At 41.2% G+C, this 21,534-nt stretch carries 21 protein-coding genes; 15 read left to right on the top strand and 6 right to left on the bottom strand.

Going from position 1 to position 21,534, the window contains the following annotated elements; translation table 11 throughout:
• The first annotated feature begins 30 nt into the window (after window positions 1–30).
• The 3 genes from AWH49_RS06255 to AWH49_RS18985 all read left to right on the top strand — a co-directional run bounded on the left by AWH49_RS06255 (window position 31) and on the right by AWH49_RS18985 (window position 3,106).
• Window positions 31–1,398, top strand: coding sequence for a dihydrolipoamide acetyltransferase family protein (locus tag AWH49_RS06255; RefSeq protein WP_063964996.1), 1,368 nt, complete (start codon window positions 31–33; stop codon window positions 1,396–1,398).
• Between the two features lie 3 nt (window positions 1,399–1,401).
• On the top strand, window positions 1,402–2,811 hold the full coding sequence (gene lpdA, locus AWH49_RS06250) for a dihydrolipoyl dehydrogenase (RefSeq protein ID WP_034285700.1): 1,410 nt from the start codon (window positions 1,402–1,404) through the stop codon (window positions 2,809–2,811).
• A 172-nt stretch (window positions 2,812–2,983) separates the two neighbouring features.
• Window positions 2,984–3,106 (top strand): GapA-binding peptide SR1P, encoded by a 123-nt coding sequence (locus AWH49_RS18985; RefSeq protein WP_081897958.1) that lies wholly within the window; start codon window positions 2,984–2,986, stop codon window positions 3,104–3,106.
• Between the two features lie 49 nt (window positions 3,107–3,155).
• On the opposite strand, the gene AWH49_RS06245 is transcribed toward AWH49_RS18985, so the two are convergent.
• Window positions 3,156–4,625 carry an aminotransferase class I/II-fold pyridoxal phosphate-dependent enzyme gene (locus AWH49_RS06245; protein ID WP_063964995.1) on the bottom strand — a complete coding sequence of 490 codons (1,470 nt, stop codon included), beginning with the start codon at window positions 4,623–4,625 and terminating at the stop codon, window positions 3,156–3,158.
• Between the two features lie 151 nt (window positions 4,626–4,776).
• Here AWH49_RS06245 and AWH49_RS06240 point away from each other — a divergent pair, with 151 nt between their 5' ends.
• The gene (locus tag AWH49_RS06240; RefSeq protein WP_063964994.1) at window positions 4,777–5,046 is read left to right on the top strand and encodes a UPF0223 family protein; all 270 of its coding nucleotides are present in this window, start codon (window positions 4,777–4,779) and stop codon (window positions 5,044–5,046) included.
• A gap of 39 nt (window positions 5,047–5,085) precedes the next feature.
• On the opposite strand, the gene AWH49_RS06235 is transcribed toward AWH49_RS06240, so the two are convergent.
• Window positions 5,086–5,703, bottom strand: a complete 618-nt coding sequence (locus AWH49_RS06235; protein ID WP_018392219.1) for a YktB family protein — start codon at window positions 5,701–5,703, stop codon at window positions 5,086–5,088.
• Between the two features lie 139 nt (window positions 5,704–5,842).
• On the opposite strand from AWH49_RS06235, the gene AWH49_RS06230 reads away from it, so the two are divergent.
• Window positions 5,843–6,631, top strand: coding sequence for an inositol monophosphatase family protein (locus tag AWH49_RS06230; protein ID WP_063964993.1), 789 nt, complete (start codon window positions 5,843–5,845; stop codon window positions 6,629–6,631).
• A 37-nt stretch (window positions 6,632–6,668) separates the two neighbouring features.
• Here the strand turns inward: AWH49_RS06230 and AWH49_RS06225 are convergent, their stop codons facing one another.
• On the bottom strand, window positions 6,669–6,854 hold the full coding sequence (locus tag AWH49_RS06225; RefSeq protein ID WP_034285695.1) for a YlaF family protein: 186 nt from the start codon (window positions 6,852–6,854) through the stop codon (window positions 6,669–6,671).
• A gap of 163 nt (window positions 6,855–7,017) precedes the next feature.
• On the opposite strand from AWH49_RS06225, the gene typA reads away from it, so the two are divergent.
• Together typA and AWH49_RS06215 are read left to right on the top strand one after the other, a co-directional pair.
• Window positions 7,018–8,841 carry a translational GTPase TypA gene (gene typA, locus AWH49_RS06220; RefSeq protein WP_018392222.1) on the top strand — a complete coding sequence of 608 codons (1,824 nt, stop codon included), beginning with the start codon at window positions 7,018–7,020 and terminating at the stop codon, window positions 8,839–8,841.
• Between the two features lie 25 nt (window positions 8,842–8,866).
• Window positions 8,867–9,181 carry a YlaH-like family protein gene (locus AWH49_RS06215; protein WP_018392223.1) on the top strand — a complete coding sequence of 105 codons (315 nt, stop codon included), beginning with the start codon at window positions 8,867–8,869 and terminating at the stop codon, window positions 9,179–9,181.
• Between the two features lie 210 nt (window positions 9,182–9,391).
• On the opposite strand, the gene AWH49_RS06210 is transcribed toward AWH49_RS06215, so the two are convergent.
• On the bottom strand, window positions 9,392–9,595 hold the full coding sequence (locus AWH49_RS06210; RefSeq protein WP_018392224.1) for a YlaI family protein: 204 nt from the start codon (window positions 9,593–9,595) through the stop codon (window positions 9,392–9,394).
• Between the two features lie 118 nt (window positions 9,596–9,713).
• On the opposite strand from AWH49_RS06210, the gene AWH49_RS06205 reads away from it, so the two are divergent.
• Together AWH49_RS06205 and AWH49_RS06200 are read left to right on the top strand one after the other, a co-directional pair.
• Window positions 9,714–10,178, top strand: coding sequence for a pyridoxamine 5'-phosphate oxidase family protein (locus tag AWH49_RS06205; protein ID WP_063964992.1), 465 nt, complete (start codon window positions 9,714–9,716; stop codon window positions 10,176–10,178).
• Between the two features lie 39 nt (window positions 10,179–10,217).
• Entirely contained in the window at window positions 10,218–11,321 is a 1,104-nt protein-coding gene (locus tag AWH49_RS06200; protein ID WP_063964991.1) for an HD-GYP domain-containing protein, read from the top strand.
• A gap of 30 nt (window positions 11,322–11,351) precedes the next feature.
• Here AWH49_RS06200 and AWH49_RS06195 read toward each other — a convergent pair whose 3' ends face one another.
• On the bottom strand, window positions 11,352–11,852 hold the full coding sequence (locus AWH49_RS06195) for a hypothetical protein (RefSeq protein ID WP_034285689.1): 501 nt from the start codon (window positions 11,850–11,852) through the stop codon (window positions 11,352–11,354).
• A gap of 161 nt (window positions 11,853–12,013) precedes the next feature.
• Between AWH49_RS06195 and AWH49_RS06190 the strand changes: the two genes are divergently transcribed.
• The 4 genes from AWH49_RS06190 to AWH49_RS06175 all read left to right on the top strand — a co-directional run bounded on the left by AWH49_RS06190 (window position 12,014) and on the right by AWH49_RS06175 (window position 18,086).
• Complete coding sequence (locus AWH49_RS06190; RefSeq protein ID WP_018392229.1) at window positions 12,014–12,295, top strand: Fpa/YlaN family protein; 282 nt, start codon at window positions 12,014–12,016, stop codon at window positions 12,293–12,295.
• Window positions 12,296–12,383: 88 nt separating this feature from the next.
• Window positions 12,384–13,535: an FtsW/RodA/SpoVE family cell cycle protein gene (locus AWH49_RS06185; protein ID WP_063964990.1), complete on the top strand. Its 1,152-nt coding sequence runs from the start codon at window positions 12,384–12,386 to the stop codon at window positions 13,533–13,535.
• 74 nt (window positions 13,536–13,609) lie between these two features.
• Window positions 13,610–17,047, top strand: coding sequence for a pyruvate carboxylase (pyc, locus tag AWH49_RS06180; protein ID WP_211268381.1), 3,438 nt, complete (start codon window positions 13,610–13,612; stop codon window positions 17,045–17,047).
• Window positions 17,048–17,279: 232 nt separating this feature from the next.
• A complete protein-coding gene (locus AWH49_RS06175) occupies window positions 17,280–18,086 on the top strand; it encodes an MOSC domain-containing protein (protein WP_063964988.1) in 807 nt (268 codons plus the stop codon).
• 157 nt (window positions 18,087–18,243) lie between these two features.
• On the opposite strand, the gene AWH49_RS06170 is transcribed toward AWH49_RS06175, so the two are convergent.
• A complete protein-coding gene (locus AWH49_RS06170; protein ID WP_063964987.1) occupies window positions 18,244–19,149 on the bottom strand; it encodes a COX15/CtaA family protein in 906 nt (301 codons plus the stop codon).
• Between the two features lie 333 nt (window positions 19,150–19,482).
• On the opposite strand from AWH49_RS06170, the gene cyoE reads away from it, so the two are divergent.
• Window positions 19,483–20,370 (top strand): heme o synthase, encoded by an 888-nt coding sequence (gene cyoE / locus AWH49_RS06165; RefSeq protein WP_063965050.1) that lies wholly within the window; start codon window positions 19,483–19,485, stop codon window positions 20,368–20,370.
• Window positions 20,371–20,453: 83 nt separating this feature from the next.
• Window positions 20,454–21,533, top strand: a complete 1,080-nt coding sequence (coxB, locus tag AWH49_RS06160) for a cytochrome c oxidase subunit II (RefSeq protein ID WP_063964986.1) — start codon at window positions 20,454–20,456, stop codon at window positions 21,531–21,533.
• The last annotated feature ends 1 nt before the right edge of the window (window position 21,534 follow it).

Here is a 21,534-nt window from a genome sequence, read left to right as displayed (position 1 = left end):
CTAAAATGACAATATAGGAGGATGAATACATTGGCATTTGAATTTAAACTACCAGATATCGGCGAGGGAATTCATGAAGGCGAAATCGTCAAGTGGTTCGTAAAGCCAGGCGATAAAGTACAGGAAGATGACGTACTTTGCGAAGTTCAAAATGATAAAGCGGTGGTTGAAATTCCGTCACCAGTTGCTGGAACAGTAGAAGATATACTTGTTGATGAAGGCGCTACGGCAATCGTTGGCGATACATTGATTAAACTTGACGCTCCAGGTTACGAAGACTTGAAGTTTAAAGGCGACCATGGAGACGAAGGTGCCGTTCAAACAGAAGAACAAGTTCAATCAACAGCCGAAGCAGGTCAAAATGTAGATAAAGTACCTGCTGAAGAAACAAAACAAACATCGGCTGAAGCGACAGGTGCAGGCAGCCAGCCACAAGCTGACACGTCAGAAGTAGATCCGAACCGCCGTATTATTGCTATGCCATCTGTACGTAAGTATGCACGTGAAAAAGAGATCAATATTACACTTGTATCAGGCAGCGGCAAAAATGGCCGTATCGTAAAAGAAGATATCGATCAATTCCTTCAAAAAGGTCCTGAAGCAGCTGAACAGCCAGCACAAAAACAGGAAGAAATGAAAGAAGCGGCAGCGAATGAATCAAAACCAGCTGCAGCAACCGTCATTCCTGAAGGCGAATTCCCGGAAACACGTGAAAAAATGAGCGGAATCCGCAAAGCAATCGCCAAAGCGATGGTTAACTCAAAACATACAGCACCACACGTTACATTAATGGACGAAATTGAAGTGACAAAATTGTGGGCTCATCGTAAAAAGTTCAAAGAAGTGGCGGCGGAAAAAGGCGTGAAATTAACATTCCTTCCATACGTTGTGAAAGCTTTGACAAGCGCGCTTCGTGAATATCCTGCTTTGAACACATCCATTGATGATGTGACAAGTGAAATCGTTCATAAACATTACTACAACATCGGGATTGCAGCAGATACAGATAAAGGATTGATGGTACCAGTCGTGAAAAACGCAGACCGTAAATCAATGTTCACGATTTCGAATGAAATTAATGAACTTGCTGTAAAAGCACGTGATGGTAAACTTGCACCAACAGAAATGAAAGGTGCATCTTGCACAATTACCAATATCGGGTCAGCTGGGGGCCAATGGTTTACACCGGTTATTAATCATCCGGAAGTAGCGATCTTAGGAATTGGACGAATTGCTGAGAAAGCAATTGTGAAAAATGGTGAAATTATAGCCGCACCTGTGTTAGCATTATCATTGAGCTTTGATCATCGTATGATTGATGGAGCGACAGCACAACATGCATTGAATCATATTAAGCGGTTGTTGAACGACCCAGAACTTTTACTAATGGAGGCGTAATAAATGGTAGTAGGAGATTTCCCAATTGAAACAGACACTATAGTTATTGGTTCAGGTCCTGGTGGATATGTTGCCGCAATTCGTGCAGCACAGCTTGGACAAAAAGTGACCATCGTTGAAAAAGAAAATCTTGGAGGCGTTTGTTTAAACGTAGGCTGTATCCCTTCAAAAGCCCTTTTAACTGCAGCTCATCGCTTCGATCAAGCAAAATATTCAGATGATATCGGTATTGTCGCTGAAAACGTGACAGTGAATTTTGAAAAAGTTCAGAAGTGGAAAGGCAGCGTTGTTAAGAAATTAACAGGCGGCGTTGAAGGCTTGCTGAAAGGGAACAAAGTAGAAATCGTACGCGGTGAAGCTTACTTTAACGATGCGAATACACTTCGTGTCATGACGGAAAACTCTGCTCAAACGTACACATTTAAAAACGCGATCATTGCAACAGGGTCAAGACCAATTGAAATTCCGAACTTCAAATTTTCAAAACGTGTTCTCGATTCAACGGGTGCTCTTGCTCTTCAAGAGATTCCGAAAAAGTTGGTCGTTATTGGCGGCGGCTATATCGGATCAGAATTGTCGACGGCATTTGCAAATTTCGGTTCTGAAGTAACGATTCTTGAAGGTGCTCCTGAAATTCTAGGGGGCTTTGAAAAGCAGATGTCTGCCATTGTCAAACGCAGTATGAAGAAAAAAGGTGTGACCATTGTAACGAAAGCGATGGCAAAATCATCGGAAGAAACAGAAAATGGCGTAAAAGTAACATATGAAGCAGGCGGTAAAGAAGAAACAATTGAAGCTGATTATGTACTTGTCACCGTAGGCCGCCGTCCTAACACGGATGAACTTGGCATTGAAGGCGCCGGCATTAAAATGACAGACCGTGGTGTAATCGAAGTGGATAAACAGTGTCGTACAAGCGTTGAAAATATTTTCGCGATCGGTGATATTATTACGGGACCTCCACTTGCCCACAAAGCATCTTACGAAGGTAAAATTGCTGCGGAAGCAATCAGCGGTGAAAAATCAGAAGTCGATTATTTAGCGATTCCGGCTGTCTGCTTCACAGAACCTGAATTAGCAACTGTCGGCTATACAGAAGCGCAGGCAAAAGAAGAAAAAATCGATGTAATAGCGGCTAAGTTCCCGTTTGCAGCGAATGGCCGTGCGCTTGCTCTTAACAGTACAGATGGTTTTGTTAAAATTGTATCACGTAAAGAAGATGGCCTTGTAATCGGTGCTCAAATTGCCGGTACAGGTGCATCCGACATGGTATCTGAACTTGGTCTTGCCATTGAAGCAGGCATGACACTTGAAGATATTGCGATGACCATTCATGCGCATCCAACACTCGCCGAAATGACGATGGAAGCAGCAGAAGTTGCGCTTGGAACACCAATTCATATCGTAAAATAATACAATAATCAGCCTGAAGCCCCCTATTTGCTGTGTATGGTAAATAGGGGGCTTTTTGTCCCGTTTTTAAATATGCTATACAATTTATGCTTGCAATCTTAATTATGTTATATTATTATGTAATTAAGAAACATAAAGCGCTTTCAAAACAAACAATGGGAGGTAATGAAAAATGGGAACAATCATCTGTACAACTTGCCTGAAAACAATCGAGTACTTTGAAGAAGAGAAGGTGACAGTTCTTTACTCTCACTGTGGGTGCGATCATAAAACGGAAACGGAAAACGATAAATAATATATTTAAAAAGAGCTGGACCCAGGTAACGGGTCAGCTCTTTTTTTTCTTAATAAATGGCTTTGCGCTCTCTAATAACACGTAATGTTTTTAACTCTTCATCTTCAGGCCCCTGTACAGGAAGACCTGCAGCCACGTTCTCATGCACATAGCGCAAATTTTCTTCAGTAATAATTTCGCCCGGAATGAAAATTGGGATACCTGGCGGATAGACCATCATAAATTCTGCTATAATCCGGCCGGCTGATTCTTCAAGCAGGACTTTTTCCGTCTCGGCGTAAAAAGCTTCACGAGGCGACAAAGCGAGAAGAGGAATATCTGGCAGCATAACATGCGCATATCGCGATTGGACAGTGTCGCTGAATGTATCAGCCATTTCCGTTAATGCTTTGACGAGCAGGGAACAATCTGTTTCTGTATCCCCAGGAGTTATAAGGCATAAAATATTATATAAATCGCTTAATTCTACTTCAATGTTGTAGTGCTCACGAAGCCATTTTTCAGCATCATGTCCGCTAATACCAAGGTTTTTCACTGAAATAATCAGTTTAGTTGGATCGTAGTCATATGTCGCTTTTGAACCGAGTATTTCAGAACCTACGCAATAAAAATGATCAATTTTGTTAATCTTTTCACGTGTTTTTTCAGCAAGTTTAATGGCTTCTTCGATAATCACCTTTCCATTTATGGCTAAATGTTTTCGTGCAGTATCGAGTGATGCGAGAAGGATGTATGACGTCGATGTCGTCGTTAACATGCTAAGGATAGACTGTACGCGATTGACGGATACGAGCCCTTCACGAACGTTTAAAATAGAACTCTGGGTCATTGACCCACCCAGCTTATGAACACTTGTCGCGGCCATGTCAGCCCCTGCTTGCATGGCCGAAATCGGCAGGTCGTCGTGAAAGTGAATATGGACGCCGTGAGCTTCGTCAACAAGCACCGGTACGGAATAGGAATGTGCTATCTCGACAATCTGCTTCAAATCGCCGGCAATGCCGAAATAAGTTGGGTTGATGACGAGGACACCTTTTGCATCAGGATGCTCTATTAATGCGCGATTGACTGATTCTGTCGTCATTCCATGTGAAATCCCTAGGTCTTTATCAATCTCCGGATGGATAAAAATCGGCACGGCGCCTGAAAAAACAATCGCCGTCATAATCGATTTATGAACGTTGCGTGGGACGATAATTTTTTCTCCGGGACCACATACAGCCATGATCATCGTCATAATTGCTCCGCTCGTTCCTTGTACGGAGAAGAATGTGTGATCGGCACCAAATGCTTCTGCAGCGAGCTGCTGTGCTTCTTTAATAATGCCATGTGGCTGATGCAAATCATCAAGCGGTGCAATGTTAATTAAATCGATTGATAAGGCATTTTCACCGATGAACTCTCTGAAGACAGGGTCCATCCCTTTTCCTTTTTTATGGCCTGGTATATGAAACTGAACCGGGTTCTTCTTTGCGTGCTTGAGAAGCCCGTCAAATAATGGTGTATTGTGTTGTGACAACGCATTATCCACCTCTTTCTACATAATTCAAAACATAAAGCATTATAGCACTTTGGAAGGTCGTTGCAAAGAAAAATCCGCATGCTTATCATGCAGAAAAACAAAGGATATATAGAAGGAGAAACGAATAAAATAAAGTGAGGTGAGAGTAATGGAATATTCGTATCCATTTAGAGCGGATTGGTCAACGGAAGAAGTCATTGATGTCGTTTCTTTTTTTGAAGCGGTGGAAAATGTATATGAGAAAGGAATGAACCGGGAAGAGTTTATGGATCGCTATCGCCGGTTTAAAGAAATTGTTCCGGGCAAAGCAGATGAAAAGCGAATTTGCGATGAATTTGAAGAGGTGAGCAATTATTCTTCCTATCGTGCTGTTCAAAAAATGAAGCAGGCACCGGAAAATGCGCGTGTCCGTATGTAGAAGAAGCCCGCATTGCATATGAGCGATGCGGGCACACTTTTATTTATACGACAGCTTATATAATGGAATAAGCGTTTCGAACGTTTCTTTCGCCAGTTTGTAAAATTCTGTATCGTCTTTTAAGACGGGGTCATTTGCTGCAATGTGCCGACCGATTAATAATTCAGCTTTCTTGACGTCGTGAAAACGTTCAAGGGCTTCCGTTAAATTGATTTCTATCAATGAAACAGCGTCCTTTTTCAAATGATCTAGCGAAATGACATAATCACCTGGAATGGTTTGTTTGATCATGTCCATGTTGTTCAAAAATGTTTTCGCGATGCCTGTTTTTTGAGGAAGTTCGTAAATAAACGCTAACCAAATAAAAACATGATCGTCAAATAAGCCGATTTGAAAATGTGGGTGTTGTTTGTACCCGCGTTTGTTGCCTGCGATCGCCAGCCACGTATCGTTAGGCGGATTCACTTTGCGCCGCGCGTGCCTGGCAATATGTAAAAACATTTCCTGACCAAGCAGTGCTGAAAGATCATCTGTCAGTTGGTCACCGACTTTTTTGAATTTCGGTTGAATCCGTTCTTGAATAGCGGTCATTCTCTCGTTAAGCCCCTCAATCTTAAATACTTGAAAATCTTCCTTGGTGAAAAACGGTGTTGTCATGTGAAACTCCTTTCAACTTATCTATATTATCCATAGTACCACAGCACTTTTGAATGGAAAAACTTGATAAGCTTTATAAATTAGTTTAATGTGAAAATAAACTGAATCGGAATTCAGGGTGGAGCCAGGGGGATAAAATATGACAAATTGGACAGAATTAGATGAAGAGGTAAAATGCTGGATTCAAGAAGCAGGAGCGTTAATTAGAGAATCCTTTCATCATTCATTGAGCATTCAGTCGAAATCGAATCCAAATGATTTAGTCACAAATATGGATAAAGAAACAGAACGATTTTTTATTGAAAATATTCGTATGAATTATCCCAATCACGCTATTTTGGGTGAAGAAGGTCAGGGCGATCGTATTCAGTCGCTTGACGGTATCATCTGGATCATTGATCCGATTGATGGAACGATGAATTTTGTCCATCAGCAGCGCAACTTTGCTATTTCAATTGGTATTTATGAGAACGGAAAAGGCGTACTTGGCTATATATATGATATTGTGCATGATGAGTTGTATCATGCACGGCGTGGAGAAGGCGCGTGGATGAATGATATACCCCTTGAAAAATTGAAACCTGTGCCTGTAAAAGAAGCCATTGTCGGCATCAGTTCAACTTGGCTAATTAATAACCGTTATTTCGATCAAAATAAATTGATTGCGCTGGCGAAAGAGGTACGCGGAACACGTTCATACGGTTCGGCAGCACTTGAGCTTGCATATGTAGCTTCAGGACGATTGAGCGCCTACATAACGATGAGAAACGCACCGTGGGATTTTGCAGGCGGAAAAATAATTGTAGAAGAAGCGGGTGGTATTGTGAGCACATTGGACGGGTCTGATGTCAATATGCTGGCGATCAATCCGCTCTTCGCCTGTGCACCGGGGCTTCATGAACGAATATTAACTGATTATTTAAAATAAAAAGTCGGAAAGACAGCAATTTGTCTTTCCGGCTTTTTTATAGTTTGCCTAAGCGGCGCAATTTTGCTTTGTATGAAAATCCAAAACCCATGACACCAAAAAGAATTACAATCGAAAGAACGGCACCAATCCAGCTCTGTTCACTGATTGCGACGCCTATGCCTATCATACAAGCAGCGGCAAGAACAGCAAAACCGAGAAACGGCCATTGAATGTTAGACATTATGCCAAGCCCCCTTTTTTCTTTATTGTAGTATAAGCCGTTCTTTTTTTGCAATGATCGTTTTTTTTTTCAAATAGGCATCTTGTAAAGTGTGTGATATAATAACGCAGTTAATGGAAACTGTATTTGAAGAAGTTTCTAGAAAAGAGCAGGAGGAAATAGTTTGAAAACAAGAAACGATTTACGTAACATCGCGATTATCGCCCATGTTGACCACGGAAAAACGACACTCGTCGATCAGCTATTAAAGCAGTCAGGTATTTTTCGTTCAAACGAACATGTGGAAGAGCGCGCGATGGATTCAAATGACATTGAACGGGAGCGCGGCATTACGATTTTGGCGAAAAATACTGCGATTCAATATAAAGACACAAAAATCAATATCCTCGATACACCAGGACATGCGGATTTCGGCGGTGAAGTAGAACGGATCATGAAAATGGTCGACGGTGTTCTATTAGTTGTTGATGCGTATGAAGGCTGTATGCCGCAGACCCGTTTCGTGTTGAAAAAAGCGTTGGAGCAAAATTTGCGTCCGATCGTCGTTGTCAATAAAATTGACCGTGATTTTGCCCGCCCAGAGGAAGTAGTCGATGAAGTAATCGAATTGTTCATTGAGCTTGATGCGAATGACGAACAGCTTGAATTTCCTGTTATTTATGCTTCCGGTATTAATGGTACAGCAAGCAAAACACCGGATGAGCAAGATGAAAACATGGAAGCTCTTTACGAGGCAATTATTGAACACATTCCAGCACCGATTGATAACAGCGATGAGCCGCTTCAATTCCAGGTTGCGCTTCTTGATTACAGCGATTATTTAGGCCGTATTGGAATTGGCCGTATTTTCCGTGGTGAAATGGAAGTGGGTCAATCTGTTGCACTTATGAAACTGGACGGGAAGGTAAAACAATTCCGCGTTACAAAAATGTTCGGTTTCCTCGGGTTGAAACGAATTGAAATTGAAAAAGCAAAAGCAGGCGACTTAGTTGCGGTATCCGGAATGGAAGATATTAATGTGGGTGAGACGGTAACACCAACAGAACACCAGGAAGCACTTCCAGTTCTCCGTATTGACGAGCCGACACTTCAAATGAATTTCTTAGTAAACAATAGTCCATTTGCAGGCCGCGAAGGAAAATTTGTTACGTCTAGAAAAATTGAAGAGCGTTTGCATGCGCAATTAGAAACGGATGTCAGTCTGCGCGTTGAAAATACAACTTCACCTGATGAATGGATCGTATCAGGCCGCGGCGAACTTCATTTGTCGATCTTAATCGAGAACATGCGCCGTGAAGGATTTGAACTTCAAGTATCAAAACCTCAAGTAATCGTTCGTGAAATAGACGGTGTAAAATGCGAACCGGTAGAACGTGTTCAAATTGACGTGCCGGAAGAATATACGGGTTCAATTATCGAATCATTCGGTACACGTAAAGGCGAAATGTTAGATATGGTGAACAATGGAAATGGTCAAGTTCGTTTAATTTTCATGGTACCGGCACGCGGTTTGATTGGGTATACAACTGAATTCTTAACAATGACACGAGGTTATGGTATTATTAACCATACATTTGATTCTTATCAGCCTATGCAGAAAGGCCGGATCGGCGGACGCCGCCAAGGTGTTCTTGTTTCGCAGGAAACGGGAAAAGCATCAACTTATGGGATCATGGGTGTTGAAGACCGTGGAATTATATTCGTTGAAGCAGGAACGGAGATTTATGCAGGTATGATTGTTGGCGAACATACACGTGATAATGACTTAACAGTTAACATTGCGAAAACAAAGCAGGCGACAAATGTTCGTTCAGCAAATAAAGACCAAACAGCAACGATGAAAAAACCTCGTATTATGTCGCTTGAAGAAGCACTTGAGTATTTAAATGATGATGAGTATTGTGAATTAACACCTGAATCCATTCGTCTTCGTAAAAAAATACTCGATAAGAGTGAACGCGAGCGTGCAGCGAAAAAGAAAGTATAATAAGTAATAAGCAGGAGGGATAGGTGTGGAAGGACTTGAACATATCAGTCCGCTTCTGGGAGCAATTATTGAAGCGTTCGGTGTTAAAGCAGCTGTCTACATTTACTGGGGTATATTAATTGCCCTTTCCATTCTCGTTTACAATCTCGGGTTTGCGAAAAAATTAAAAATGTGGCAGAACGTCATTATTTATATTTCACTTGCCATAGGTTCGTTGCTTCTTTTAATTCTGTCTTATCAATTGCCAGTTGTCGAAAGTCTTATTGTTGCGGCACTCATCCTCGGTACGTATAAATTTAGGCTTAAAAAGCATCAAAAAGAAGAAAATACAATACAATGAATAAAGCGGAAGGCGTTTAAGCCTTCCGCTTATATTTTTTTTGAGTTATAAAAGCTCAATATGAGCGCATATAAGATGTTAAGATGTGTCTTAGTATTTGGTAGAGATAAGTAGACGCATCATTAATGCTGGCAGCAGGCTTTACAGCAAGAATGGATAGAGAGAAATACAAATGAAGCCGGGACGAGGTGGCCGTTTATGAAGTATATTTTATGGAAGCCATTCTTTTTGTTTGCCTGATCGGTAGACGAAAAACTGCCCAGTGTTGACCCGCTTTGTCGTATTCTCAGTGATACGCGTCCGACATTCATCGCACATGTATGTATGAATAGGACGATTTCTCAGTTTCTTTGCAGCGGGAAGACTATCTTCAATCGTTTCAATTTTATCGCAAATAATGCATTTTACTCGCATGACACACCCCCATACTATTTTTCTATAGTATAACATGAATACTGGCAGATTACTTTTTATATAGAAAAGGAATATCTTTGCCGGTATAATGGAATAAAAAGCTAAAGGAGCGGTATTTTTGGCTAACCGAAATGAGGAGTACTTACTCCCGGATTTATTTGGAGCGTTGCAGAAGGAACGTTTTGCACTGTTTTCAACGGTAAATGCGGATACAGGTGCACCATTTATGAATACAGTTTCCTGGATCTTTGCACCAGACGAAAAAACGATTCGAATTGCCATCGACAGCCGGTCAAAGATGATTGAAAATATTAATAAAAACTCATTTGTTTCCGTTGCGATTTTTGTAGCAGAATCGACTTATACGATCAGTGGAAAAGCTCGTATTGCAGTAGAACGTTTAGAAGATGTTCCCCTTAAAGCATCAATGATTGAAATTACGGTTACAGAAGTACGTGATGTCATGTTTTACGGTTCGAAAATTGTAAAAGAGCCCGTTCATGAGAAAACGTATGATAGGCAAGCCGCTCTTAAGCTAGACCGTCAAGTCATGAGTGCGTTGAAAAAAGAAATTTCCAGTTAACAAGAATGCGTGTTGACTATGTAAGGAGACGGGAACAAGTTGAGATTAGTCGCTGTATCATCTATAAAGGAAGATGTGAAACTAGCAGAAAATGTGTTTAACAATAAAGGGAACGTTTTGTTGAAAACGGGAGCCACTTTGACGACGTCTATTAATAACCGGCTGCAGACGTTAGGTATTACGTATGTATATATTGAAGATGGGCGTACGGATGATATTTTGATCCGGCCTGTTATAACAGAAGAAACGCGTCGTGAAGCGATACAGGTTATGACGGAAGCTTTTGACCAGGTGAAACAGGATCTTACCACAGAATCTACCCGATTTTCATTCCACAAAATAGAAAAACGATTTTATTCTGTCGTCCGCGATATTATCAGTCAAATCCGTGATAGGAGAGAAGCGGTTGATTTACTTACGCACCTGTATGTGCATGACGATTATGTGTTTAGTCATTCGCTTAACGTAACGATTTATACGCTGGCGTTAAGCATGAAGATGAAGAATCTCACTGCGAAGCAGACGGAAGAAATTGGGATTGGCGCTATGCTTCATGATGTCGGCAAAATGATGCTCCCTTCCCACATTTTAAAAAAACCTTCTAGATTGACAAAAGAAGAATTTGAACTTGTCAAAAAACATACGGAATACGGCTTTGATTTATTACGTAAAGAACACAGTTTGCCACTTACATCAGCCCATTGTGCATGGCAGCATCATGAACGGCTCAATGGTACAGGTTATCCAAGAGGATTAAAAGGAAACGAAATTCATGTTTTTGGTAAAATGATCGGTGTTGCAGATGTATATGATGCTGTTACATCAAATCGTGTGTACAGAAGAGCAATGCTCCCGCATGAAGGAATGGAAATATTGTATGCCGGGTCGGGATCAGAGTTTGAAAAAGACTATGTTGAAATGTTTCGTCGGGCAATCGTTATGTACCCAACAGGATTGACGGTCTGGTTGAACGACGGGCGAAAAGGGGTTGTCTCCAGGCAAAATGAGCATATAAGTGATCGTCCTTCGGTGCTAATTTTGGAAGAAAACGGAATCGGTGTTCGAGATCCATATGAAGTCGATATGACTGTTGATCGAACGCTGTTTATTACTGAAACAGATACAACATTATCCGGCAATTGAAAAAACCTTCCGCACGTTAGAAAGGTTTTTTCAATCTAGACGGATGGCCGTCACGTGCGTAATCGGGTAATCGAGGTTTGAGCCATCTTTTAATAAAATATGGACAGGCCCATCTACGAGAAATGGTTTTCCTTTATTTGAAAAAGCCATAATAAGTGAATCTGCATTCTCAATAGAAAAAGAATGATCTCCATTTTTCGTTTCGATTACAAGTTGAGATGCATCATCAGCAGGCTCTGCATTTTTTAAAAACGGCGCCAGCGGTACGCCAAATGAGCCAGTAAGCACTTTTTCTTTTTCATATTTTTTTTCTGATTTAATCGTCGGAGGAAAAGTAGCACCTTCACGGATTTCTTTTTCCCAGAACTTCGACACGCTTTTCGTATACTCTTCATTCGGATCTATTTCTGGTTGATTAGGTTCAGCGAAATAAGAATCAAGGTCGATCCGACGGTCATCAAAAATCCAAACGCTCGGATCAAGTGTAATGGGAAACGCGACTTTCCCTTTAAACGGAATAATTTTCTCCATGAGTAAGTCTCCTTTAATTTTGCTATGTACAAATGTAAGTATACAGTGAATTTTTCCGAATGTCAGTGTACGTATTAAAATTCCTTGCAAATTGCCAGTATTAACGATAAAATCTTTAATTATATAAGTGATTTCATTCTTGGGACAGGGGGGAGTTTAATATGGCATCTAATTTACAAATAGATCATCGGGAAAAAGCCTACTCTCTGTTGCAGGAGGATGCGGAAAAGATTTTACGTCTCATCAAAGTTCAAATGGACAACTTGACGATGCCGCAGTGTCCTCTTTATGAAGAAGTGCTTGACACTCGAATGTTTGGTTTATCCCGTGAAATAGATTTCGCTATACGTCTTGGACTAGTGGATGAAGCGGACGGTAAAAAGCTTATCGATTCGCTTGAACAGGAACTGTCCGTTCTACATGAAGCGTCCATCAACCGGTAAACAGACAGAAAACTCAAACGGCAGTTTGAGTTTTTTTACACTTAAAATGAGTACCGCTTTTCGGTAAGCGCACGAATGGAAGGTTTATATGTGGAAAAGAATGTTAAAATCGTATGATTACTCGCTTATTGCCGCATTTCTGATTCTTTGCTTATTTGGACTAATGATGATCTATAGTGCGAGCTCTGTTATTGCTGTTCAAAAATATGAAGTATCAAGTGGCTTTTTTTATGATAAGCAAAAGTTTCATGTTATTATCGCATTTTTAGCTTTTAGTGTGATGGCGATTTTTCCGTATAAAAAGCTGAAAGCGAAGCGGTTTTTGCTCTGTATTACGGGCGGCATGTTTCTAACTCTCTTTCTTCTTTTTTTATTCGGAAGTGTCTCGAACAATGCGCAAAGCTGGTTTCAGATCGGTGCGCGTTCTATTCAACCCTCCGAATTTACAAAGCTTGTCATTATCATTTACATGGCAGCTGCATTTTCTAAAAAACAAAAAAATATTAATTCATTGAACGACAGCATCGCGCCGCCGGTTATTATACTGCTGGGTGTCGTCTTTTTAGTCGCAATTGAACCGGATTTCGGAACAGCGTTCATTATTCTGTTAATCGGGTTGACAATCTTGCTATCATCCGGTATAAAAATGAAAAAGCTTGCAAAATTTGCATTGCTTCTAGCCATACTTGGCGTTACCATATCGCCGCTCTTTATATGGCAAAAAGACAATATTTTTTCAGAAGAAAGAATGAGCCGTGTGACAAGCTACCTTGATCCATTTAGATACGAAGAAGACGCGGGTTATCATCTCGTCAATTCGTACATTGCTATCGGCTCCGGCGGACTAACTGGTCGGGGACTGGGCCAGAGTGTTCAAAAACTGGGCTATTTACCAGAACCACATACAGATTTCATCATGTCAGTCATTGCTGAAGAACTTGGCGTAATTGGTGTAATCATTGCAATAGGCGGACTAGCCTTTATCATATTAAGGGGGCTTTTCACATCCATTAAGTGCAGGGATCCTTTCGGTGCTATGCTTGCAGTTGGCATCTCATCCATGATTGGGATTCAGTCGTTTATTAATTTGGGTGGTGTATCGGGTGTGATTCCGATTACAGGTGTACCGCTTCCATTTATTAGTTACGGTGGTTCATCACTCGTTTTGCTTTCGATATCAATGGGCATTTTAGTGAATATTTCTATGCATACGAAATACGAAAAAAATTACAAATCATAACGCTAAAATAAAAAGGTTCAATTTGCTGAACTTTTTTATATAGACTTTATCAACATATCAGGGGAGAGATGAAGATGAAAAAAATCAGTAAAGTGCTGGTGGCGAACAGGGGAGAAATCGCAATTCGTGTTTTCCGGGCCTGCACTGAATTACATATCCGAACGGTTGCTATCTATTCAAAGGAAGATTCAGGATCATATCATCGTTATAAAGCAGACGAAGCATACATTGTCGGAGAAGGAAAAAAACCGATTGATGCATACCTTGACATTGAAGGCATTATAGAAATTGCCAAGAAGGCAGATGTTGATGCTATTCACCCAGGCTACGGCTTTTTATCTGAAAATATTGATTTTGCAAAACGTTGCGAAGAAGAAGGGCTTATCTTTATTGGGCCGAAATCAGGCCATCTCGACATGTTTGGAGATAAAGTAAAAGCGCGTACACAGGCAATCAATGCGGATATTCCAGTAATCCCAGGTACAGACGGTCCTGTTAACAGCCTTGAAGAAGTTGTGGAGTTTGGTAAACAGCACGGATTCCCAATTATTATTAAAGCATCGCTCGGCGGCGGCGGCCGTGGTATGCGGATTGTGCAAAACGTTGGAGAAGTACGTGAATCATATGATCGTGCGAAATCCGAAGCGAAAGCGGCGTTCGGAAACGACGAAGTATACGTGGAGAAATTCGTTCAAAATCCGAAGCATATTGAAGTACAGATTATCGGTGACCATGAAGGCAATGTTGTTCATTTGTATGAACGAGACTGCTCTGTACAGCGCCGTCATCAAAAAGTTGTCGAAGTTGCACCAGCTGTATCCATTTCAGAAGAATTGCGTGACCGTGTTTGTGAAGCAGCCGTTAAGCTAATGAAAAAAGTAAACTATTTAAATGCCGGAACGGTTGAGTTTTTAACAGCGGGCGAAGACTTCTACTTTATTGAAGTGAATCCGCGTATTCAGGTAGAACATACAATTACCGAATTGATTACGGGTATTGATATCGTTCAAACGCAAATTTTAGTTGCGGAAGGTCATTCTATGCATAGCACGAAAGTGGCCATTCCAGTGCAGGAAAACATTCGTACGATGGGTTATGCCATTCAGTCACGTGTTACGACGGAAGATCCGGAAAATGACTTTATGCCAGATACAGGCCGCATTATGGCGTATCGTTCAGGCGGCGGATTCGGTGTACGTCTAGATGCAGGGAATAGCTTCCAAGGTGCTGTTATTACACCGTACTATGATTCTTTACTTGTGAAAGTGTCCACATTTGCGATGACATTTGAACAAGCAGCCTCAAAAATGATGCGCAATTTGCAGGAATTTCGTATTCGAGGCATTAAAACAAATATTCCGTTTCTTGAAAACGTCATGCGCCATGAAGATTTCATTGCGGGCAATTACGATACGTCATTTATTGATACAACCCCGGAACTTTTTATTTTTCCTAAAAAGAAAGACCGTGCAACAAAAATGCTTAACTACATTGGGACAGTCACAATCAACGGTGTCCCTGGTGTAGAACAGAAGAAAAAACCAGTCTTTGAAACACCGCGCATTCCAAAAGTGAAACTGTCTGAAAAACCAGCACGCGGCACGAAACAAATTTTGGATGAGCAAGGGACAGAAGGTCTTGTCAATTGGGTAAAAGAGAAGAATGAAGTATTGCTTACCGATACGACATTCCGTGATGCCCATCAATCGCTTCTTGCTACACGTGTACGGACAAATGATTTAATGAATATTGCACCAGCAACGGCGCGTTTACTTCCCGAATTATTCTCAATGGAAATGTGGGGCGGTGCGACATTTGATGTGGCTTATCGTTTCTTGAAAGAAGATCCATGGAAACGCCTTGAGACACTTCGCAAGCAGGTACCGAATGTATTGTTCCAGATGCTTCTTCGTTCAGCGAACGCGGTCGGTTACAAAAACTATTCAGATAACGTCATTCGTGAATTCGTTCAGCAGTCAGCGGAATCTGGCGTCGATGTATTCCGTATTTTTGACAGTTTAAACTGGGTAAAAGGAATGGAAGTCACGATTGATTCCGTTCGCCAGTCGGGCAAAATTGCCGAAGCAGCCATTTGCTATACGGGTGACATTGATGATCCGTCCCGCGCGAAATATAACGTCGAATATTATAAACAAATGGCGAAAGAACTCGAAGCGCAGGGTGCTCATATTCTCGGCATTAAAGATATGGCAGGCTTATTAAAACCACAAGCCGCTTATCGTCTTATTTCTGAATTAAAAGCGACAATTGATATTCCGATCCATCTTCATACACATGATACGAGCGGAAATGGCATTTACATGTATACGAAAGCGATTGAAGCAGGTGTTGATATCGTGGATACAGCATTGAGCTCAATGGCTGGTTTAACGTCGCAGCCAAGTGCAAATACACTTCGCTATGCGCTTGAAGGAACAGATCGTGCACCGTCTGTTAGCATCGATTCGCTTGAAAAATTGTCTTCTTATTGGGAAGATATACGTAAATACTATGCGCCATTTGAAAGTGGCATGCTCGCACCTCATACAGAAATTTATGAGCACGAAATGCCAGGGGGGCAGTATAGTAATCTTCAACAGCAAGCAAAAGGAGTCGGTCTTGGCGAGCGTTGGGATGAAGTGAAAGATATGTACCGCCGCGTGAACTTAATGTTCGGTGACATTGTTAAAGTAACGCCATCTTCTAAGGTCGTTGGTGATATGGCATTATTCATGGTACAGAATGATTTGACAGAAGAAGAAGTCTTGCTCCGAGGCGATAAAATTGACTTCCCGGATTCGGTGATTGAACTGTTTGAAGGCTATCTTGGCCAGCCGGTCGGTGGATTCCCTGAGGCGCTTCAAAACGTTATTTTGAAAGGAAAAGCACCGATTACAGTGCGTCCTGGCGAACTGCTCGCAGACGTTGATTTTGAAGCATTACGCGAAGAGTTAAAGAAAGAAATCGACGAAGATCCGACAGACCATGATGTCATTGCGTATGCATTGTATCCTAAAGTATTTACGGATTACACAAAAGTTGTCGCTCAATTCGGTGATATTTCGGTTTTGGATACGCCGACATTCCTGTATGGTATGCGTCTAGGTGAAGAAAAAGAAATCGAAATCGAAACAGGTAAAACGCTGATTGTGAAATTGATTTCAATTGGCCATCCACAGGCAGATGGAACACGTATCGTTAACTTTGAACTAAACGGTCAGCCTCGTGATGTAGTCATTAAAGATGAAAGCATTAAATCGGTTGTAAATGCAAAAGTAAAAGCAGATCCCAAAAATGAGGGCCATATCGGTGCGACAATGCCAGGTACGGTTATTAAAGTCATCCTTGAAAAAGGCGACAAAGTAAAACGCGGGGATCACTTGATGATCACAGAAGCAATGAAAATGGAAACGACAGTGCAGTCGCCATTTGATGGAACAGTAAAAGCGGTTTACGTTCAAAGTGGTGAAGCGATTGCTACCGGCGATTTACTTGTTGAGCTTGAAAAATAAATGAATGAATTTGACCCCGAATAGTGGAATCTTAAAAATCCTCTATTTGGGGATTTTTGTTTTTTACGTAAAAGCTCATTTATAATGAATTTGTCGCCTTCAGAGCTAATAACCCATACAAAAGGTATATAATTTTTTGAATATTGGGATTAATGGTAACGGATCTGTAGTAGGAGAGTTATAATTGAAGTGGAAGAATAAAATGTAAACTTTTATAAAGGAGCGAAATTTCATGCAAAATCCAAAAGTAGTCTCAGTCTGGCGGTATCCTGTAAAGTCAATGATGGGAGAAGAGATGAATGCATGCAATGTGACATTAAATGGGTTGCTAGGAGACCGTGCATATGCTTTGATGGATATGTCAACAGGAAAGCTTGCTAACGCGAAAAACCCACGGAAGTGGCCAAATATATTTGATTACCGTGCTTCATTTGTTGAACCACCTACTGATTCTAACTCTATTTCAGTCATCCGGATTACCTTTCCTGATGGTTCTATGGGAATCAGCACCGAAGAAAATCTAAATGATCGACTTTCAGAGAATTTGAATCGCCCTGTTCACCTCGTCACACCAACATCTAATGAAGTACAGTTTGAGGAATATATTCCAGACATGGAGGAACTGAACAACCGTAATTCAGTCATTAGCTGCGCATCTCCACAAGGTACTTTTTTTGATGCGGCGATGGTTCACTTGCTTACTACAGCTACCATTGATCACATGCGAAAGTTGAATCCAGAGAGCAGGATTGAAGTACGACGCTTCCGTCCGAATCTTGTCGTCGATGTACCTGATGGCGAAGGCTTTATCGAAAATGAGTGGGTTGGCAAGACTCTTCGTATTGGGAAAGAGGTACGTCTGCAAATTGAACAGCCAACAGTACGTTGTGTAATGACAACATTGCCTCAAGGTGATCTGCCTAAAGATACAAGTGTTCTGAGAACGGCTATAAAGCAAAATAACGGTGGGATTGGTGTCTACGCTAAAGTCATTCAAGGTGGTCATATTCAGCGGGGAGATACGATTGAGTTTGAATAGGTCATCCTATGGCGTAAAAGGAAAAAGTATGTTAATACAGTGATGTTCATTTTAGTTGAAAACATATCTTTTTGAATTTTAAATCATTCAAAATACAAATAAAACGAGCCTTCAGAATCGCTACCAAGGCTCGTTTTGTGTTTGCGCAATCTTTTCATTACTGCCCGTTTATATTGCTTCTTGAAATGAGTAATATGAAGTAGCAGAGAAGGCCGAATAAACAAGAAATAAATAACGCATGTGCAAGCGCTACATATAAATTTAAATTTGTCCAAATAATAAATGCGCCAGCAATTACCTGTAATAACACCAGACTGAATGCAATGAGCCAGCCCCAATATAGCACGCGCTGCTGTTTATAATGCTTAACGGCAATATAGGTAATGTAAGCGATCCAAATAAAAATCAGCCCTGCCGCAGCTCGGTGGCCCATTTGAATCCATTGATACATATTTGATGGAAGAAAAGAATTATTTCCACAAAGTGGCCAGGAACCGCATACCATGCTTGCTTCTGTGTGGCGTACGAGTGCACCTGTATAAACGACCATATAGCTATAAAGGGTTACCCCGATTGTATGCCATTTCATTCGTTTATCAATCACGATATTCGATGCATCAAACCGCTTGTCTACTTCGAAAATAAGCAATGTTAATAAAAGAACAGACGCAAAAGAAATGAGTGAGATGCCAAAATGAAGCGCCAGAACGAAGTCGTTTTGTCCCCACAATACAGCGGCCGCACCGATTAATGCCTGTGCCATTAAAAAGAAAAAGGAAAGTAACGCTAAAAATTTCGTTTCCCGTTTATGTCCAATTACACGCCATGAGCCGATTGAAAGACTCAGAACAAGCAATCCAGCTGCTCCTGAGGCAGCTCGATGAGAAAGTTCAATAAATGTTTCCATCGTAATATCTTCCGGAATAATCTGTCCGTGGCAAAGCGGCCATTCATTTCCGCAGCCAAGTCCGGAATCCGTTTTTGTCACAAGTGCGCCGCCGATCAACACGACTAACATGACTAATGTTGTCAGCACCCCGAGCCATTTAAGCCAACTCTGCAATAGATTCACCTTCTTCTGTATATGAACGTATCCGTACATGATCATACAGAGAAAGACGCAATTCTGCAACTAGCCTCTGCACATAATTAATATTATCTTATAAAAATGAAACAATGAAAACAGAACGCATTGACGAGTCACAAATTCGACAAAATTAGTTCATCATCTGTTCACATAAAAAGTAATGGATATGATTTAATATGGAATATAGGATCCATTGTTTTGAAATGTTTTTAAATAGTGTAGAAAAGTGCGGCTGTATCCTTTATAGTAGGAGGGAGAAGCTGATGTACGAGAGAGGAGGAGAAAAATGTGTCGCGTGCCGCAACAACGATGGATAAAACAAATGTGCCTGAAACGACAGCGATGAAAGATTTTATGGCACTCATAAAAATTGGCATTGTTAATTCCAATTTAATTACGGTTTTTACTGGTATGTGGCTGGCATTTGTTATGAATGATGTCCCATTCCTGGCTAACCTTGATACCATGTTCTTTACATTGCTCGGCTCGGCATTCATTATCGCCGGATCGGCTAGTTTAAACAATTACATAGACAGGGACATTGATCCGCTTATGGAGCGGACGAAATCAAGACCGACTGTGACAGGCAAAATCAGTTATTCAAAAGTATTGATCTTAGGACTTGCGCTTGTCATCATGGGATCAGCGCTTTTATTTTTGACAACGTTCACAGCAGGTGTCATCGGCATTATCGGTATTTTAAGCTATGTCGTAATCTATTCGATGTGGTCGAAACGCCGCCATGTAAGCAATACAGTTGTCGGAAGTCTATCAGGTGCCGTGCCACCATTAATTGGCTGGGCAGCCGTCGACCCGACACTTGATGTACTCGCATGGATGCTGTTTTTAATCATGTTCATCTGGCAGCCGCCACATTTTTATGCGCTGGCGATGAAACGGAGCGAGGAATACGGAAAAGCCGGCATTCCAATGCTGCCGACAGTGAAAGGGTTTGCTGTCACAAAACGCCATATGTTCGTCTGGACGCTATTACTGTTGCCGCTTCCGTTCTTCATGATGGATCTTGGCCTTGCGTTTTTCACTCTGGCTACGATATTAAATATCGGCTGGATAGCGCTTGCGATTACCGGTTTTAAAGTAAAAGACGATTTAAAATGGGCGAAACGTATGTTTGTTTATTCGCTTCAATATTTAACTATTATGTTTGTTGCGATGGTCATTGTGACCGTTATTTAAATGAGGGAATTCTTTCTTTATAAGAAATCCATATATACGCACTGTTTTTAGAAATTTATAGGAAAGAGGGGTAGTAATAAGCTATGAAACAGAAGTTAACAAAATGGCGTCTTTTGACGGTTTTTGGCTTGCTGACGCTCGTTCTGTCTGGCTGTGGTGAACCATTTCTTTCAACGTTGATTCCAGCCGGAGAAGCGGGTCAAATTGCATATGATCTCATGATCTTGAGTACTGTGATCATGGTCGGTGTCGTCATCGTTGTAACGATTATGTTTGCTGTCGCCATCATTAAATTCCGTCGTAAAAAAGGCGATGAATCCATCCCGAAACAAGTGGAAGGAAGCCATGTTTTAGAGATTGTCTGGACGGTTATTCCGATTCTCTTACTCATCATTCTTACGGTTCCAACCGTTATCACTACGTTTGAACTTGCGGATACGAAAGCGATGGATAAAAAGAAAGAAGATGGTACAACCGATGCTCTTGTTGTAAATGTTCGCGCGAGTCTTTACTGGTGGGAATTTGAGTATCCGAATCAAAAAATCATTACGAGTCAGGAACTTGTCGTTCCAACGGATCAAAGAGTGTATTTTAATATAAAAGCATCAGATGTTAAACATTCATTCTGGATTCCGGCTGCGGGCGGAAAAATTGATGCGAACACAGAAAATGTCAATAAAATGTGGCTTGAATTTGATAATCAAAAAGCAATAGAAGCGGATAATCTTTTCTATGGAAAATGTGCCGAACTTTGCGGACCGTCTCATGCATTGATGGACTTTAAAGTGCGTGCCATTCCACAAGATGAGTTTGACCAGTGGACAACAGCGATGCAAGCAGTTGATGCAAAAGCTGTACCAGAAGATCCACAAGCTGCTGCAGGGCAAGAAATATTCAACCAAAAATGCTTAAGCTGTCATGCTGTATCACCAGCAGATGAGCGTCCGGAAGCAGCACGTATGGCACCGAACCTTGGAAGCTTTGGTGATCGTGAACTCGTTGCAGGTATTTTAGAGCACAACGAAGAAGAATTGAAAAACTGGATTTCCAATCCAGAAGCTTACAAACCAGGAAACAAAATGACAGGCACATATGGCGAATTGTCCGATCAAGAACTTGATCAATTGGCAACGTATTTGATGGGTCTGAAAGTAGAACAATAAT

Origin of the sequence: Domibacillus aminovorans (genome assembly GCF_001643235.1) — a bacterium.
GTDB lineage: Bacteria > Bacillota > Bacilli > Bacillales > Domibacillaceae > Domibacillus > Domibacillus aminovorans.
Note: the sequence above shows the minus strand (reverse complement) of the source record. Positions and strands in the feature narration are given on the sequence as shown.